Here is a 16,356-nt window from a genome sequence, read left to right on the forward strand (position 1 = left end):
TTTATACGACAAGGCGGTTTCTTAGGAAACCGCCCCGCTGTTTTATCAGCCTTTCAGCTCTGCAATCCGCTGCCGGACAGCTTCGCGTTTTGCCGTGTAGTCTTTCTCTTTTCCGCGTTCTTCTTCAATGACATGCTCAGGAGCTTTTTTAATGAATCCTTCGTTGCCGAGTTTTTTCTGAACGCGTTCGACCTCTTTTGTCAGCTTGTCGAATTCTTTTTGCAGACGGGCGATCTCCTCATCAATGTTAATCAGCCCTTCAAGCGGCAGAATGACTTCCGCTCCGGTGACGACCGCTGTCATCGCTTTGTCTGCCGCAGTGATATCCGTCCCGATTTTCAGCGTGCTCGGATTCGTAAAGCGTTCAACGTAAGAACGGTTCTTCTCAAGGCGGCCGGCAATGTCTTCGGTAGCTGTTTTAATGTAAAGCTCAACCTGCTTGCTCATCGGCGTGTTGACTTCGCTCCGGATATTGCGGACAGAACGGATTAATTCAACGAGCAGTTTCATATCCGCCGCTGCCTCTTTATCCGTATGTTCCGGCACCGGAACCGGCCAAGAGCTGATCGTGATTGACTCGCCTTCATGAGGAAGGTGCTGCCAGATTTCTTCCGTTAAGAATGGCATAAACGGGTGAAGAAGACGCATCGTCTGGTCAAGCACATATGCCAGAACAGAACGGGTTGTTTTCTTCGCCGCTTCATCTTCCCCGTACAGCGGAAGCTTTGCCATTTCGATATACCAGTCGCACACATCGTCCCAGATAAAGTTGTACAGGTGGCGTCCGACTTCGCCGAATTCATAACGATCCGCAAGCTGGGTTACGTCTTCTATCGTTTCATTCAGTCTTGTGAGGATCCACTTATCAGCAACTGATTTTTCACCGGACAGATCAAGCTCGTCATACGTCATGCCGTCCATGTTCATTAATGCAAAACGGGAGGCGTTCCAAATTTTATTTGCGAAATTCCATGTGGATTCCACTTTTTCATAGCTGAAACGGAGATCCTGTCCCGGTGAACTTCCGGTTGCCAGGAAATAGCGCAGGGAATCCGCTCCGTACTTGTCGATGACATCCATCGGGTCCACGCCGTTCCCAAGGGATTTACTCATTTTTCTGCCCTGCTCGTCACGGATTAAGCCGTGAATCAGCACGTCTTTGAACGGACGCTCGCCGGTAAACTCAAGACCTTGGAAAATCATCCGGGATACCCAGAAGAAAATGATGTCATATCCCGTTACAAGAACATCGGTTGAGTAATACCGCTTAAAGTCTTCAGCGTTTTCATCAGGCCAGCCCATTGTAGAAAACGGCCAAAGCGCGGAGCTGAACCATGTATCAAGCACGTCTGAATCCTGTTCCCAATTTTCACTGTCCTTAGGCGCCTCAAGGCCGACGTACACTTCTTTTGTTTCTTTATGATACCAAGCCGGGATGCGATGGCCCCACCACAACTGACGGGAAATACACCAATCACGGATATTTTCCATCCAGTGCAGGTACGTTTTCTCGAACCGGTCAGGAACGAAGTGAACTTTCTCTTCTTTTGACTGAAGGTCAACCGCAGCATCGGCCAGCGGCTGCATTTTGACAAACCATTGTGTGGACAGGTACGGCTCAACAACGGCGCCGCTTCTCTCACTATGTCCGACAGAATGCATATGGTCTTCGATTTTAAAGAGAACACCGGATTCCTGAAGATCTTTGACGAGTTTTTTGCGGCATTCAAACCGGTCCATGCCGTTATATTGCAGCGCTTTTTCATTCATTGTTCCGTCTTCATTCATGACGAGAATCCGCTCTAAATTGTGGCGGTTTCCGAGTTCAAAATCATTCGGGTCATGGGCAGGCGTGATTTTAACGGCGCCTGATCCGAATTCCATATCAACATAATCATCGCCGACGATCGGAATTTCGCGGTTTGTAATCGGCAGAATCACCGTTTTGCCGATTAAGTGCTTGTAGCGCTCATCTTCAGGATGAACCGCGACAGCCGTGTCGCCAAGCATCGTTTCCGGACGGGTGGTCGCGATTTCAATTGAGCCTGAACCGTCTGCTAACGGATAGCGCAAATGATAAAACGCGCCCTGTACGTCTTTGTAAATTACTTCAATATCGGATAAAGCCGTTTTTGTGGCAGGGTCCCAGTTGATGATATATTCGCCTCTGTAAATCAAGCCTTTTTTGTACAGCTTGACGAATACTTCCCGCACTGCTTTGTTCAGCCCTTCATCAAGAGTGAAACGTTCGCGCGAATAATCGAGTCCGAGTCCCATCTTGGCCCATTGGCTGCGGATGAAATCAGCATACTCTTCCTTCCACTTCCACGTTTCTTCTAAAAACTTTTCACGGCCGAGATCATAACGGCTTGTGCCCTGTTCGCGGAGTTTCGCTTCGACTTTTGCCTGAGTGGCGATGCCGGCGTGGTCCATGCCCGGAAGCCAGAGCACGTCATAGCCCTGCATGCGTTTCATACGCGTAACGATATCTTGCAGCGTCGTATCCCACGCATGTCCGAGGTGCAGCCTGCCCGTCACGTTCGGCGGCGGAATGACGACAGAATACGGCTGTTTCGTTTGATCGCCGCCCGCTTCAAAATATTTTCCTTTCAGCCAAAAATCATAGCGGCCTTTTTCAATCGCAGACGGATCATATTTTGTCGGCATTGTTTGTTCGTTTGTATCCATGATAACCCTCCAGCATGTTTAGAAATGGCTGAGCAACTAAAAAAGAGCCTTCATCCTGATAAAGGACGAAAAGCTCTTTCGCGGTACCACCTTTTTTCATGAACAGATTTGTTCATGCACTTAAACGGATAACGGGTGCGGCCCGAATTTCTCTACTGTATGTTCAAGAAATTATGCTCCCGGGCGACCTTCCAATGAGACGGCATAAGAAGCCTTTCAGCACAGTAGCTTCTCTCTCTTCATGCGTCTTTCTTGTACTCTTCCCGTTCAAAGCAGGTGTATTTATATCAGCTCATGATCTTATTTATTATGTTCTTTATTATAGTAAAAGTGTTTTTGATTCGTCAATCATCTTTTCCAAAAACCGCTGCCGTCATACATAAATGGGCATGCACCCCGCCCTTTCCCTTACATACGATACATAGAAAGGCGAATGTGAGGAGGAATTGCCCGTGAGAAAAAAATTCAATTCTTATTCGCTCCCCCAGTGGGCCAGACAGGTCCGCCTTGTATCCGTGCAAGTCATTATCCCGATTACGATCTTTCAGGGGATCAGGACGATTTTCTTTCCGACGACTTTTGATGTCCTGCTGCTTGCCATCCTGCTGTTTTTAGCGTGCGCCCTGCATTTGGAATGGATATAAAAAAACGAGTCCCGTTATGAAGAGGACTCGTTTTCCGCTTTTATTTTTTTCTCCCGCTCAATCTGATGAACCTTCATGAGAAAAGGCTCAACATTTTTCATCTGCCAAAACGCTCTTAATAATTGCGTGCACTCTTCTTTTTCAGAGCCCCTTTGGCCGGTCTGATACCGTTTCAGCACTTTGTACATGGCGGACGGATAAGCCATATAGCTGAGAAACAGACTGATTTCCGCTTCACGGAGCGGGAATGATTTGTGATACGTATAAAACCAGTCCAGACATTCCGGGCATGCTTTCGGATAGCTTCTGAACATTCTGGAGTAAAAGCCGAGCAGGTCGTTTTGCGGAGGGCCCAGCGCAGCTTTCTCGAAATTCGTGAAAAAGCCCGATCCCGCATCATTATACAGAAAGTGGCGGCTCGATAAGCTGCCGTGGTTGATCACCGCTCTCGTCTTGTCATGATCCTTTGCCGCGTCAAACCATTCTTCCAGACGTTCGAGAGCAAAATTGACGGCGGAAACCGTTTCTGTAAGATACGTAACAGCTTGCAGTTCAAAAGGTGAAAGGTACCACTCTTTTTCCGCCCGGTCGGCGAATTGTTCATAGACAAGCTTATCATTTTCCCAATCTCTTTTCGTTGCTTCATAAAAGCTGCTGATATCTTCAGTCCGGATTTGGATGTCCCGCACAGTCGCAGAATGGAGCTTCGCGACCTCTTTAAAAAGGTAAACATGTTTTTGGTCCCGTTCCTCTTCCTGATCGTACTGAAGCCAAGGCATTAAATAATAAGAATTCTCCGTCTGTCTTCCCGCAAAAAAATCGCCGGCATACGTGCGGCAGATCGGCACAAATGATCGGTAGCCTTTCTCCTCAATCTCAATCATAAGATCCGTAAATTCACTGCTGCGGGCCGGCTTGAGCTGTTTCAAAGCAAAAATGCCGTAGTTTGAGTAGACCTTCCAAACATGCGGGCTGACAGGCTCAATATACTCAGCCGCCAGCCCGTATTCCTGAAGCACTGATTGGACTGCTTCCATTCCATTCACCACATTTTTACGGCCTCTTTGTGCTTACGCATGGCTGTTATTATATTCAGGTATATACAGAAGCTGACCTTCTTCAAGCTCGTCATCAAACGATAAAGCATTCGTTCTGATGAGCTGCTGGGATGTTATGTCATATCGTTCACACACCCGGTCGATAGTATCTTGCTGCTGTACGATACAAATTTTCATTCTTGAAAACTTTTCTTCTTCCCTTGTAAATAATTTTGTCAAGTAATGAGAGTTGTCATTTTCCTTCTGCTCGGTTCCCGGTGCCGCTTCTTCATTCTTTCTTTCAGACTTAAGCGGCTCAGGCGGTTCAGCTTGCGCCGGCTCCTCAGGCGGCAGTTTGGAAAACTGAAAAGACAAATCGAGAGGCTTCCCGGTTTCCTCCTCCGGCGGCGCCATCTTCCTTACCTCAATTTCAAACCCTTCTTCATCATGAGCCTCTTCTTCAAGCAGCTTAGGAGCGCTGTAAAACTCCTCTTCCTGCCGTTCCGGAACGAACTCGCGATAAACGGGCGCCTGCTCTTCTTGAAAAACCGCAGGCTCATCTTCGTCTTCTGCCGCCTCATGATCGCTCTGACGGAGAAGCGGCTCGGCCTCTGGCTGCTCTTCTTTTTGAAGGAAGGGCTGTTCCGCAATTTTTGGTTTTTCTGCATGCGGAGTCAGAGTGAACGCAGGGAAAACCTTTTCGATATCATCTTTTGGCTCTTCCTGGACTTCTGCTGAATCATCCTCAAATACAGGTTCATTCCTCACAGCCGACATGATTGCAGGCTCCTCAGCTTCTTCCGGCTCTTCTTCGTGTTGGAAAGAAACGGGAGGAGGAGGCTCAGTAAAGGAAACAGGTTTCGGCACCTCTTCCTGCTCCCTCAGAATCGGGGCAGTCTCCCGCTCTTCTTCTTCCCGCTCCCTCAAAATCGGGGCTGCTTCCTGCTCTTCTTCTTCCCGCTCCCTCAAAATCGGGGCTGCTTCCTGCTCTTCTTCTTCCTGCTCCCTCAGAATCAGGGCAGTCTCCTGCTCTTCTTCTTCCTGCTCCCTCAAAATCGGGGCAGTTTCTTTCTCTTCTTCTTCCTGCTCCCTCAGAATCGGGGCAGTTTCTTCCTCTTCTTCTTTGTGCTCCCTCAAAATCGGGGCTGCTTCCTGCTCTTCTTCTTCCCGTTCCCTCAGAATCGGGGCTGCTTCCTGCTCTTCTTCTTCCTGCTCTCTCAGAATCGGGGCTGCTTCCTGCTCTTCTTCTTCCCGCTCCCTCAGAATCGGGACAGTTTCCTGCTCTTCTTCTTCCCGTTCCCTCAGAATAGAGGCAGTTTCCTGCTCTTCTTCCTCCTGCCTGAGTAAAGGCTGGGTTTCTTCCTCGTTCTTCTCGGTTTCTTGTGCTGCTTCTTTTGATACAGTCAAAGGTATTTCAGGCTCATGGCGTATCATTAATTCTGGTTCGTTTTCGTCCTCCGAATGATGTCCGGCAAGATTGATCATTTCTTCTCTGGCAAATTCAGGCGCCACGTACAGAGGGATCTCCGGCTCTTTTGGCTCGGATTCCTCAAGCAGCCCTTCAATTGCCAAATCAGCCTGAATGGTTAAGATCCTTGAATCCGTCAGCTGATAATCAAAGGCATCGATAAATACGAAAACATCATTGAGGTGGCTCACTTTATTTTTCGGAATCGTAATGTCCACCGGGAAACAATGAATGAGCTCGGCCGTGCCATCCTCCCTCGCCCTCACTTCCTCTACATGCCTCAGCTCCCTATCAAGCTCTTCAAAATGACTGCTGTGATCTATGTTGTACTCGCCAGTAAGTTCTAATGATCCTTTAATTGAGACATAATCATTTACTTCCTGCACCCTGATGTCAGGGTCTAACGAAATCGAAAGTAATTCAGAAACTTCCTGTCCTTTTTGGAAACAGATTGATTCTTCAACAGAAAATTGCAATCGGTGATTATGCGGCAAGTTCATATCCTCCTTTCATCTAATCCATACAATTAGATGTCACTAAAGGTGTATGCCGCAATCCGGGAAAATATGATAATGGAGGCATTGAAAAAAGCCGATACAAGTCTTGCTTGCATCGGCTTTTCTGTATCAGCGGCTGATCGCCTGGAACACTTTCTCAGCGGCTTGAATGGTATTTTCAATATCCTCCATTGTATGCGCAGTGGAGAGAAACAATCCTTCAAATTGAGACGGAGGCAGAAATACGCCTGCGTCGGCCATCCCTTTATAATATTTGGCGAACAGCTTTAAATCAGAAGATTTGGCTGCTTCATAGTTAATGACAGGCTCATTTGTGAAAAAGAAGCCGATCATTGAACCCGCCCGGTTAAACGTGTGCGGAATGCCATGTGCTTCAGCTGCTTTTGAAATGCCTTCTTCAAGCATATCGCCTTTTTTCACAAATTCTTGGTAAGATTCAGGTGTGAGCTGCTGTAACGTCTCAAGTCCCGCTGTCATGGCAAGCGGATTTCCTGACAATGTTCCAGCCTGATAGATCGGACCGCTCGGCGCGATTCGTTCCATAATGTCAGCTTTTCCGCCATACGCACCGACAGGAAGACCGCCGCCTATGACTTTGCCGAGACACGTTAAGTCAGGCGTCACGCCGAAATACCCTTGCGCACAGTTATAATCCACGCGAAAACCGGTCATGACCTCATCAAAAATGAGCAGCGCGCCATACTGTTCCGTCATGTCGCGAAGTCCTTGTAAAAAGCCTTCCTGCGGCGGAACAACGCCCATATTGCCTGCTACCGGTTCAACAATGACCCCGGCAATATCTTCACCGTACTCCCGAAATGCGAGTGCAACGCTTTCCAAGTCGTTGTATGGAACGGTAATCGTATTCATTGCTATTCCTTCCGGCACGCCCGGGCTGTCCGGAAGGCCGAGTGTCGCCACCCCGGATCCCGCTTTGATCAGCAGTGAATCACCATGGCCGTGGTAACAGCCTTCGAATTTCAAAATTTTGTTTCGGCCGGTATATCCTCTTGCCAGACGCAGGGCGCTCATTGTCGCCTCTGTGCCGGAGCTGACCATCCGTACGATTTCAACAGACGGCACACGGTCAATGACCAATTTGGCCAGTTCGTTTTCCACCTCAGTAGATGCTCCGAAACTTGTCCCGTTCTCGGCTACTTTTTTCAGGCTTTCAACGACCCGGTCGTTCGTGTGACCCAAAATGAGCGGCCCCCAGCTCAGGACGTAGTCGATATATTCATTGCCGTCAATATCAAATATTTTCGATCCTTTTCCGCGCTGCATAAAAATCGGATCCATATCGACTGATTTAAACGCGCGCACCGGGCTGTTCACTCCGCCCGGCATCAGTTTCTGCGCTTCTTTAAAAGCGGCTTTTGATTTTTCATAGCTTCTCATCTGCCTCAGCTCCCGTCAAATGAAATCGTTACTCAGCAAGCCATTTTGCTGCGTCTTTTGCATGATACGTCATAATCAGATCGGCTCCTGCACGTTTCATGCTCGTTAAAATTTCCAGCACCATTTCTTTTTCTTTAATCCAGCCGTTTTGGGCTGCCGCTTTCACCATGGAATACTCCCCGCTCACATTATATGCGACCAGCGGCAGGTGATGGCGGTTTTTCACATCACGCATAATATCTAAGTATGACATAGACGGTTTGACGATTAAAAAGTCAGCGCCTTCTGCCGCGTCTGATTCAGCCTCACGGAGCGCTTCCAAGCGGTTGGCCGGATCCATCTGATATGTTTTTCGGTCTCCGAACTGCGGCGTGCTGTCAGCCGCGTCGCGGAACGGACCGTAAAATTCACTTGAATATTTTACGGCATAAGACATGATCGGAATATTCGTGAATCCTTCTTTGTCGAGCGCTTCCCTGATCACTGTGACAAAACCGTCCATCATATTTGAAGGAGCGATGATGTCAGCGCCGGCTTTGGCCTGGCTGACGGCTGTCTGAGCCAGCAGTTCAAGCGACTCGTCATTGAGGATTTCTCCGTCTTTCACGACCCCGCAATGGCCGTGATCCGTGTATTCACAGAGACACGTATCAGCGATTACGATCATTTCAGGATAATGCTTTTTAATTTCAGCAATCCCTTTCTGCACAATGCCGTGATCGTGAAAAGCCTGGGTTCCGCAGGCGTCTTTTTCTTCCGGCACGCCGAAAACGATGACCGACTTAATGCCGAGCGATATCAGCTCAGCCATTTCATCCTTTAACAAATCGAGTGATACATGATAAACCCCCGGCATGGAAGGAACTTCTTTTTTTCCTTCGAGTCCTTCAACGACAAATAACGGGTAAATAAAATCTGAGGGGTGAAGACGTGTTTCTTTTACTAAATCTCTCATCGCAGCGTTCGCGCGCAAACGGCGGTGTCTGTTAAATGTTTGATTCATCATTATCAATCCTTTCCCGACATGCTGCACATGACGTCCAGCATGCCTTCAATCGTATAAGTGTCAGGCACATGGGATGAGATCCCGTATTCCAAGAGCGCTTTCTCTGTCAAAGGGCCGATGCTGATATAGCTCGCACCGCTGTTTTCCCACGCTTTTTCTCCGTCTCCGACCGCGTGCATAAACGTATGCACCGCCGATGAGCTGGTAAACGTAATAAAATCAAAATGAGAGCGGGATGCAGCCCGTCTCAGCTCGTCCATGCCTTTTTCATCCTGAATGGTATTGTATAACACCCATTCCCTTATTTGATAGCCATGCGGCTCAAGCTCCGCTTTTATGACATCGCGTGATAAATTGCCCTTTATCACTGAAATGGGTTCGGCAGCTGATGCGTGCCGTTTTAAAGTATCAGCCAGACATTCCGCCACATACTCGTCAGGCATCGCATCCGTCCGGGCTCCCCGCTCTTTCAGGGCGCGCGCAGTCTTTTCACCGACGGCTGCGATTTTTTTCCGTCCCGAAAGCGCAAGACCGTGACGATCAAGATAGGAAAAAAAGAACCGGACACCGTTTACGCTTGTAAACACAAGCCATCCCGGCTCAGAAAGGTCTTCCCGCAGACTGTCCGCACATTCATCCGGGAGCGCTTCCTGAAAAGCGATCAGCGAAGCGGAAACAGCCGTTCCGCCGAGCGCCTCTACTTTTTTTCGGAACGGAGCGGCCTGTCTTTTGTTCCGGGTGACAAGCACGGTCTTTCCTTGTAAAGGAAGGTCATTTGCCATCCTGATCGAGCTCCTGTTTCACGCTGTCGATTAGTGCTTTGGCTCCTTTTTCAGACATCATCGCCGCACAGCGTTTTCCGATTTCTTCCGGATCATGTCCCGCCGCTGTTTCTTTATAAATCGTCTTTCCGTCCGGAGACGCGACAAGACCGACCAATTCAACCTCATCCCGGTCATTGACGGACGCATACCCGGCTATCGGCACTTGGCAGCCGCCTTCCATCGCGTGTAAGAAAGCCCGTTCGGCTGCCACCGTGCGCTGCGTATACTCATCGGTAAATTGCGCAAACAGCTTCAAAAGCTCCTCATCCGACTCTCTGCATTCAATGGCAAGAGCGCCTTGGCCGACCGCAGGCAGACAGCGGTCCGGTTCGAGAAATTCAGATACGACATCATCTTTCCAGCCCATTCTCGAAAGTCCCGCAGCCGCTAAAATAATAGCATCGTAATCTTCCGTTTCAAGCTTTTGAAGTCTCGTATCAATATTGCCTCTGATCCACTTAATTGTAAGATCTGGGCGTTCAGCAAGAATCTGGGCGCTTCTTCTTAAACTGCTGGTGCCGATGATGCCTCCTTCTTTTATGTCGTCCAGCTTTTGATGCCCCTTTGAAATCAGCGCATCACGCGGATCCTCACGTTTCGGTATGCAGCCTATGACAAGACCCTCAGGCAAAACGGCGGGCATGTCTTTCATGCTGTGAACCGCCATATCAATCTCCTGATGCAGCAGCGCCTGTTCAATCTCTTTGACAAACAAACCTTTGCCGCCCACTTTTGACAGTGTAACATCAAGGATGCGGTCGCCTTTTGTGACAATCTCCCGGATTTCAAAGTTATAGGAAGGGTTCAATTCCTTCAGTTTGTTAATCACCCATTTTGTCTGGGTCATAGCCAGTTTGCTCCGTCTGGAACCTACCTTAATCGTTCTCATTTTCTTTCCTCCCGAATCTGTTTGGGCGCGTGCGTTAACTGAACCAATGGAATTGCGACAGGCTTCCGAGCAGGAAGTAATTAATCATCAGCACGAGAAAACATGCTGAATTCCATAACGCCGCCACTTTTCCCTGCAGTTCCTTAATCATTCTGATATATAAATAGTAGCTGTATAAAAGCAGCACAATAAACGAACCGAGCACTTTTGAATCAAACCAGTACAGCGTTTCCAGCGACACATACGCCCAGATCACGCCTAATATCAGGCTCAACAGCAGCATCGGAACCCCGATGACATTTAAAACGTAAGCCATATAATCAAGTTTTGACAAATCTTCAATTCTCAACAGCCATTTTCCCCACTTTTTCTTCTTTAATAAAGAATATTGAAACTGATAAAGAAGCGAAAAGACAAAAGAAAGGGAAAAAGCGCCGTAAGACAGAATCGCCATTGTAATATGAATGACCAAAAGCTCTGAGACCAGCTGGCCGGAAAAAGCGGCCGAATGCTGATCCGTCGGTGAAAACGTATGGATCGCAATCATCGAGAAACCGATGACATTCGTGAAAAACACGATAAAATCAACCCGCAGAATCTGCGTGACCACAAGTGAGAGCGTGACAAGCACCCACGCATAAAAGTAAAGGGCCTCCGTAATATTCAAGACCGGAAATCTGCCCGTCTGCCACATGAAATAAGAAAGATAGACGGTTTGCAGAGTCCAGACAATAGAAAGCAACCAGAAGGCCATTTTCCCAGCCTTCCGGTTGTGTTGAAGAAAATCTATAAAGTAAAAAAGGACGCTTACTGCATAAATAACAATTGTCGCTTCATTAAGTCTTGCCATTGCTGTATCAATCATACAGCCCTCACTCACTTACAAGCGGACGTAAGCCCGTTTTTGCTTCTGCCTTTTGAAACGAATGAACCGTCTGACGGTTATCCAGACTTTTGTCCAGCTGGCGGCCGGCCTCTTCCTCAATATCGAAAATCTGCATAAACAGCTTCAGCTTTTCATCTGAATCCGCTTCGGCCGCAAGCTCTTTCGCCTTCAGAATCGGGTCGCGCAGCATTTGGTTAATGATGCTTTTCGTATGTTTGCTGAGAAGTTTTTTCTCTCTTACCGTAAGATGAGGCAGCTTGCGCTCAATGCTCTGCATCGTATCGGACTGGATGGACAGCGCCTTTTCACGCAGCGCCGAAATGACCGGCACGACGCCGAGCGTATTAAGCCACTGCTTAAACTCAACAATTGCCGCTTCAATAAACAGCTCGACTTTTTCAGCGGTTTCACGGCGTTCTTGTAAGTTGGCTTCAACGATTCCTTCAAGGTCATCAATATCATACAGAAAAACACCTTCAAGATCGTTCAGCGCCGGATCGAGGTCTCGCGGCACAGCGATATCCACCATAAATAACGGGCGGCCTTTCCGCTGTCTGCCCGCTCTCTCCATCATTTCTTTAGACACGACGAAATCACTTGCGCCTGTCGAACTGATTAAAATATCAGCTTCAGCAAGTGCATGTTCAAGCTGGTTTAAGCTGCGCGCTTCTCCGGAGAAACGGTCAGCGAGCGCTTTTGCCTTCAAAAACGTTCTGTTGATGACCGTTACTTTGCCGATGCCCTGACCGTGCAGGTTTTCTGCGGCGAGCTCGCCCATTTTTCCCGCACCGAGAATCAAAATGTGCTTATTTGACAATGAGCCGAAGATTTTTTTCGCGAGTTCAACGGCGGCGTAACTGACGGAAACGGCATTGGCGCCGATATCGGTTTCAGCATGCGTGCGTTTGCCGACGGTCACCGCCTGTTTAAACAGCTCATTGAAAATGGTGCCGATCGTCTTTTCTGCCTGCGCCGTTTTAAAGCTTGAGCGGACCTGGCCGAGTATTTGCGTTTCTCCGATGACCATGGAATCCAAGCCGCACACCACACGGAATAAATGCTCGATCGCCGCGTCGCTCTCATAAAATTTCAGAAACGGAGACAGCTCTTCTTTCGGCAGCGAGAACCATTCGGATAAAAATGTTTTTATATAATAACGGCCGGTATGAAGCTGGTCGACCACCGCATATATTTCGGTGCGGTTGCAGGTTGACACGATAATGTTTTCAAGAACGCTTTTTTCTTCTTTTAAACGAAGCATCGCTTCTGCAAGCTCATCCGGCTGAAAACTTATTTTTTCGCGTATTTCAATAGGGGCGGATTTATAATCTACTCCCACAACAAGAATATGCATCGCTTTCATGCACCCCCGTACATCGCAATTTATTTATAATCATTCTAACATAGAATTTATTATTTATAATAATTATAACATAGTTTCTTCGGGAAAATGTGAACAGATTTCAAAAATGTTATGCTATAGTATAAAAAGCTCGTTTCCACTGTAATCATCATACTAAAAATCCTTTACTGCGGGTAGGTGACAGGATGAAAAAAACATCAATTTTATTACCGGGACTTCTGCTTGCCGCTTCATTATTCGCATGGCTTCAGAGCGGACAGGTTCACCTGTTTGAGAATCAGGGAGAATGGCCGGTGCTCCTTATGCTTTTGGGCGCCGTGCTCTTGTATCAGGGCAAAAAGGAAGCGGCCGGGCCTCACGTCCTGATCGGCATGCTTCTTTTCGGCATAGGTTTACACTTTTTCGCCAAACCTGAGCTCTCATGGTGGCCGGGAGATTTTGAAATGATTCTCTTCGTCTTCGGATTCTCCTTATTTGCGGCAGCCAGAAAAGAATATGTATACGAAGCGGTTGCCATGATTGGTTTTTCCCTCTTTTTATACTTCTTTAAACAAATTACGGCGTGGCTGGAGTCCGTCCATATTCCGACGGAACACTTCAAAACATACTGGCCGTATGTTTTCATCGGAATCAGCCTTTTATTATTGTTTATCAAGCGGAACAAAACTATACGATAAAACCCAAAACGCACTGCGTTTTGGGTTTTTCATTACCGGCTGATCATTTTTTTAATGGCTCCCCATGCTTCATCTTTGCCTTTTTTCGTTTCAGAGGAAAATAAAATCAGCTCATCTTCAGGATCCATATCAAGCGTCTGTTTGACAACCTTTAAGTGCTTGTCCCATTTTCCTTTTGGAATCTTATCCGCTTTTGTCGCGATAACGATGACGGGAATGCCGTAATACTTCAGGAATTCGTACATGTTCACGTCTTCAGCAGACGGCGCGTGCCTGAGGTCGACAATCTGCACGCAGGCTTTCAGCTCTTCGCGGGTCGTCATATAGGTTTCAATCATTCTCCCCCATGCTTCCCGCTCGCTTTTGGAAACTTTCGCAAATCCGTACCCGGGAACGTCGACAAAATGCAATTCATCATTGATGATGTAAAAGTTTAGGGTCTGTGTTTTCCCCGGTTTTGATGACGTTCTGGCCAAGTTTTTCCGATTGATTAATGAATTGATAAAAGATGATTTTCCTACATTTGATCTTCCCGCCAGCGCGATTTCCGGAAGCCCCCCATCAGGGTACTGTTCGGGTTTGACCGCGCTGATCACGATTTCTGACTTTGTGACTTTCATTTCTTCTCTCCTACTAAGGCATGTTCCAAAACGTCATCCAGGTGAGAAACGAATATAAACTTCAGTCCTTCTCTGACGCTTTCTGGAATATCCTCTATATCTTTTTCGTTATCTTTAGGCGCAATAATAGTGGTCAGGCCCGCTCTGTGCGCGCCGAGCGCCTTTTCTTTCAGTCCGCCGATCGGAAGCACGCGGCCCCGCAGCGTAATTTCTCCCGTCATACCGACTTCGCGTTTTACCGCACGGTCCGTTAATGCTGAAACGAGCGCCGTGGCCATCGTAATTCCGGCAGAAGGGCCGTCTTTCGGCACCGCCCCTTCAGGGACATGGATATGAATGTCATACTTCTCATGGAATTTCGGATCGATTCCGAACTGTTCCGCTTTCGAGCGGACATAACTGAAAGCGGCCTGCGCTGATTCCCGCATGACATCTCCAAGCTTCCCGGTCAGAATCAGCTTTCCTTTTCCCGGTGACAATGACACTTCGATTGACAGCGTATCTCCGCCGACCGTCGTATACGCAAGCCCCGTGACAACCCCGATTTGATCTTCGGTTTCCGCCTGTCCGTATCTGAATATCCGTTTTCCGAGATAGTCGGCCAGATTTTTCTCTGTAACGGTAATGCGTTTTCTCTCCTCAGACACAATGGCTTTTGCAGCCTTTCGGCAAATGGCGGCAATCTGGCGTTCAAGCGTTCTCACGCCGGCTTCCCTCGTGTAGTAGCGGATGATGTCCGTAATCGCCTGATCCCGAATCTGCAGGTTGCTCTTTGTGAGCCCGTGCTCTTTGATTTGTTTCGGAAGCAGGTGGTCCTTCACGATCTCCAGCTTTTCGTTTTCAGTGTAGCCTGACAGGCTGATAATCTCCATTCTGTCTCTGAGAGGTCCCGGGATGGAAGCAAGGTTATTCGCAGTCGCGATAAACAGCACTTTCGATAAATCGAACGTCTCTTCAATATAGTGGTCGCTGAATGTGCTGTTTTGTTCCGGATCCAGCACCTCAAGCATCGCCGAAGACGGATCGCCTCTGAAATCAGACGACATTTTGTCGATCTCATCCAGGAGAAAGACCGGATTTTGTTTACCGGCTTTTTTCATCCCCTGTATAATACGGCCCGGCATCGCTCCGACGTATGTACGCCGGTGCCCGCGGATTTCAGACTCATCGCGCACTCCGCCCAGTGAAATTCTCACAAAACGGCGCCCCATGCTCGTACTGATTGATTTTGCAAGAGATGTTTTACCGACTCCCGGAGGTCCGGCCAGACAAAGAATCGGCCCTTTCAGCGTTTTCGTCAGCTGTTTCACGGCCAAATACTCCAAAATCCGCTCTTTCACTTTCTCTAAGCCGTGGTGCTCTTTATCTAAGATTTCCCCGGCTTTTTTAATATCAAGTTTATCTTCTGTTTCATCCGACCACGGAAGGGCGATGAGCCAGTCAATATAGTTGCGGATAACAGAGCTTTCCGCTGAGCTTGACGGCACTTTTTCGTAACGGCTTAATTCCTTAAGCGCCGTTTCTTTGACACGCTCAGGCATGCCTGCTTCTTCTATCTTTTCCGTGAGCGACTGAACTTCGCCGGTTTTTCCTTCTTTGTCGCCAAGCTCCTTCTGAATGGCTTTCATCTGTTCACGCAAGTAGTATTCCTTTTGAGTGCGTTCCATCGAACGTTTGACGCGCTGACCGATTTTTTTCTCAATCTCCAGCACTTCTTTTTCATTATGAATGGAACGGATGACCTTATTCAGACGTTCTTTAATATCCGCCGTTTCTAAAATGTCCTGCTTGTCCTTTAATTTCAGCGGGAGATGAGAAGCGACGATATCCGCCATTCTGCCGGGCTCTTCAATATCAGTCACAGCCGCATACGTTTCTGCGGAGATTTTTTTAGAAATTTTTATGTACTGGTCAAAATGGTCCAGCAGCGTCCGCATAAGCGCTTCGTCTTCCACGTCTTTTGAATCATCCTCATGCATCAGCTGTATATCGACCGAAGTATAATCTTCGAGCTCGGTGTATTCAAGGATCTGCGCCCGCTGAATTCCTTCTACAAGCACTCTGATCGTACCGTTGGGCAGCTTCAGCATCTGTTTAATTTTTGTATAAGTGCCGACGGCGAAAATATCCTCTTCACCCGGTTCGTCTATCGAAATATCCTGCTGAGTGGCTAAAAAAATCATATGATCATGCATCATTGCCTGTTCAAGAGCCTGAACCGACTTGTCACGGCCTACATCTAAATGTAAAACCATTGTCGGGTATACCAATAAGCCTCTTAAAGGGAGGAGCGGGATGCTGCGTTTTGTATCTTCTGCCATGTGACTGACACCTCCGT

Annotated in this window: 13 protein-coding genes and 1 other annotated feature; of the genes, 2 read left to right on the forward strand and 11 right to left on the reverse strand. The window is 47.9% G+C overall.

What is annotated here, in order from left to right:
- Positions 1-45: 45 nt before the first annotated feature.
- Positions 46-2,688: a valine--tRNA ligase gene (locus tag AC1RRX_RS08300; protein ID WP_042635394.1), complete on the reverse strand. Its 2,643-nt coding sequence runs from the start codon at positions 2,686-2,688 to the stop codon at positions 46-48.
- A gap of 58 nt (positions 2,689-2,746) precedes the next feature.
- Positions 2,747-2,968, reverse strand: a binding site (T-box leader).
- A gap of 172 nt (positions 2,969-3,140) precedes the next feature.
- Between AC1RRX_RS08300 and AC1RRX_RS08305 the strand changes: the two genes are divergently transcribed.
- Complete coding sequence (locus AC1RRX_RS08305) at positions 3,141-3,332, forward strand: YszA family small membrane protein (protein ID WP_003152639.1); 192 nt, start codon at positions 3,141-3,143, stop codon at positions 3,330-3,332.
- Positions 3,333-3,346: 14 nt separating this feature from the next.
- Here AC1RRX_RS08305 and ysxE read toward each other — a convergent pair whose 3' ends face one another.
- From ysxE to hemA, 8 genes are all read right to left on the reverse strand, one after another.
- Positions 3,347-4,369: a spore coat protein YsxE gene (gene ysxE, locus AC1RRX_RS08310; protein ID WP_144464246.1), complete on the reverse strand. Its 1,023-nt coding sequence runs from the start codon at positions 4,367-4,369 to the stop codon at positions 3,347-3,349.
- A 33-nt stretch (positions 4,370-4,402) separates the two neighbouring features.
- Positions 4,403-6,331 carry a LysM peptidoglycan-binding domain-containing protein gene (locus AC1RRX_RS08315; protein ID WP_053103946.1) on the reverse strand — a complete coding sequence of 643 codons (1,929 nt, stop codon included), beginning with the start codon at positions 6,329-6,331 and terminating at the stop codon, positions 4,403-4,405.
- A 132-nt stretch (positions 6,332-6,463) separates the two neighbouring features.
- Entirely contained in the window at positions 6,464-7,753 is a 1,290-nt protein-coding gene (gene hemL, locus AC1RRX_RS08320; protein ID WP_053103945.1) for a glutamate-1-semialdehyde 2,1-aminomutase, read from the reverse strand.
- 28 nt (positions 7,754-7,781) lie between these two features.
- Positions 7,782-8,756, reverse strand: coding sequence for a porphobilinogen synthase (hemB, locus tag AC1RRX_RS08325; RefSeq protein ID WP_015240312.1), 975 nt, complete (start codon positions 8,754-8,756; stop codon positions 7,782-7,784).
- A 5-nt stretch (positions 8,757-8,761) separates the two neighbouring features.
- Positions 8,762-9,541 carry a uroporphyrinogen-III synthase gene (locus AC1RRX_RS08330; protein ID WP_032866584.1) on the reverse strand — a complete coding sequence of 260 codons (780 nt, stop codon included), beginning with the start codon at positions 9,539-9,541 and terminating at the stop codon, positions 8,762-8,764.
- Complete coding sequence (gene hemC / locus AC1RRX_RS08335) at positions 9,531-10,472, reverse strand: hydroxymethylbilane synthase (RefSeq protein WP_007408155.1); 942 nt, start codon at positions 10,470-10,472, stop codon at positions 9,531-9,533. The genes AC1RRX_RS08330 and hemC overlap by 11 nt, the downstream gene beginning before the upstream one ends.
- A 34-nt stretch (positions 10,473-10,506) precedes the next feature.
- On the reverse strand, positions 10,507-11,337 hold the full coding sequence (locus AC1RRX_RS08340) for a cytochrome c biogenesis protein (RefSeq protein ID WP_007408154.1): 831 nt from the start codon (positions 11,335-11,337) through the stop codon (positions 10,507-10,509).
- A 7-nt stretch (positions 11,338-11,344) separates the two neighbouring features.
- On the reverse strand, positions 11,345-12,712 hold the full coding sequence (gene hemA / locus AC1RRX_RS08345) for a glutamyl-tRNA reductase (RefSeq protein ID WP_060562760.1): 1,368 nt from the start codon (positions 12,710-12,712) through the stop codon (positions 11,345-11,347).
- Between the two features lie 194 nt (positions 12,713-12,906).
- Between hemA and AC1RRX_RS08350 the strand changes: the two genes are divergently transcribed.
- Positions 12,907-13,398: a hypothetical protein gene (locus AC1RRX_RS08350; protein ID WP_007612894.1), complete on the forward strand. Its 492-nt coding sequence runs from the start codon at positions 12,907-12,909 to the stop codon at positions 13,396-13,398.
- A gap of 32 nt (positions 13,399-13,430) precedes the next feature.
- On the opposite strand, the gene yihA is transcribed toward AC1RRX_RS08350, so the two are convergent.
- Both yihA and lon read right to left on the reverse strand, forming a co-directional pair.
- Positions 13,431-14,018, reverse strand: coding sequence for a ribosome biogenesis GTP-binding protein YihA/YsxC (gene yihA / locus AC1RRX_RS08355; RefSeq protein ID WP_003152626.1), 588 nt, complete (start codon positions 14,016-14,018; stop codon positions 13,431-13,433).
- Positions 14,015-16,339 (reverse strand): endopeptidase La, encoded by a 2,325-nt coding sequence (gene lon / locus AC1RRX_RS08360; RefSeq protein ID WP_007612896.1) that lies wholly within the window; start codon positions 16,337-16,339, stop codon positions 14,015-14,017. The genes yihA and lon overlap by 4 nt, the downstream gene beginning before the upstream one ends.
- Positions 16,340-16,356 lie beyond the last annotated feature (17 nt).

It is taken from the genome of Bacillus sp. GW821-FHT11D08 (genome assembly GCF_058808515.1).

Coding starts and splice junctions, on each gene's coding strand:
- AC1RRX_RS08300 (WP_042635394.1), bottom strand. CDS start 2,688: ATGGATACAAACGAACAAACAATGCCGACAAAATATGATCCGTCTGCG.
- ysxE (WP_144464246.1), bottom strand. CDS start 4,369: ATGGAAGCAGTCCAATCAGTGCTTCAGGAATACGGGCTGGCGGCTGAG.
- hemL (WP_053103945.1), bottom strand. CDS start 7,753: ATGAGAAGCTATGAAAAATCAAAAGCCGCTTTTAAAGAAGCGCAGAAA.
- hemB (WP_015240312.1), bottom strand. CDS start 8,756: ATGAATCAAACATTTAACAGACACCGCCGTTTGCGCGCGAACGCTGCG.
- AC1RRX_RS08330 (WP_032866584.1), bottom strand. CDS start 9,541: ATGGCAAATGACCTTCCTTTACAAGGAAAGACCGTGCTTGTCACCCGG.
- hemC (WP_007408155.1), bottom strand. CDS start 10,472: ATGAGAACGATTAAGGTAGGTTCCAGACGGAGCAAACTGGCTATGACC.
- AC1RRX_RS08340 (WP_007408154.1), bottom strand. CDS start 11,337: ATGATTGATACAGCAATGGCAAGACTTAATGAAGCGACAATTGTTATT.
- hemA (WP_060562760.1), bottom strand. CDS start 12,712: ATGCATATTCTTGTTGTGGGAGTAGATTATAAATCCGCCCCTATTGAA.
- AC1RRX_RS08350 (WP_007612894.1), top strand. CDS start 12,907: ATGAAAAAAACATCAATTTTATTACCGGGACTTCTGCTTGCCGCTTCA.
- yihA (WP_003152626.1), bottom strand. CDS start 14,018: ATGAAAGTCACAAAGTCAGAAATCGTGATCAGCGCGGTCAAACCCGAA.
- lon (WP_007612896.1), bottom strand. CDS start 16,339: ATGGCAGAAGATACAAAACGCAGCATCCCGCTCCTCCCTTTAAGAGGC.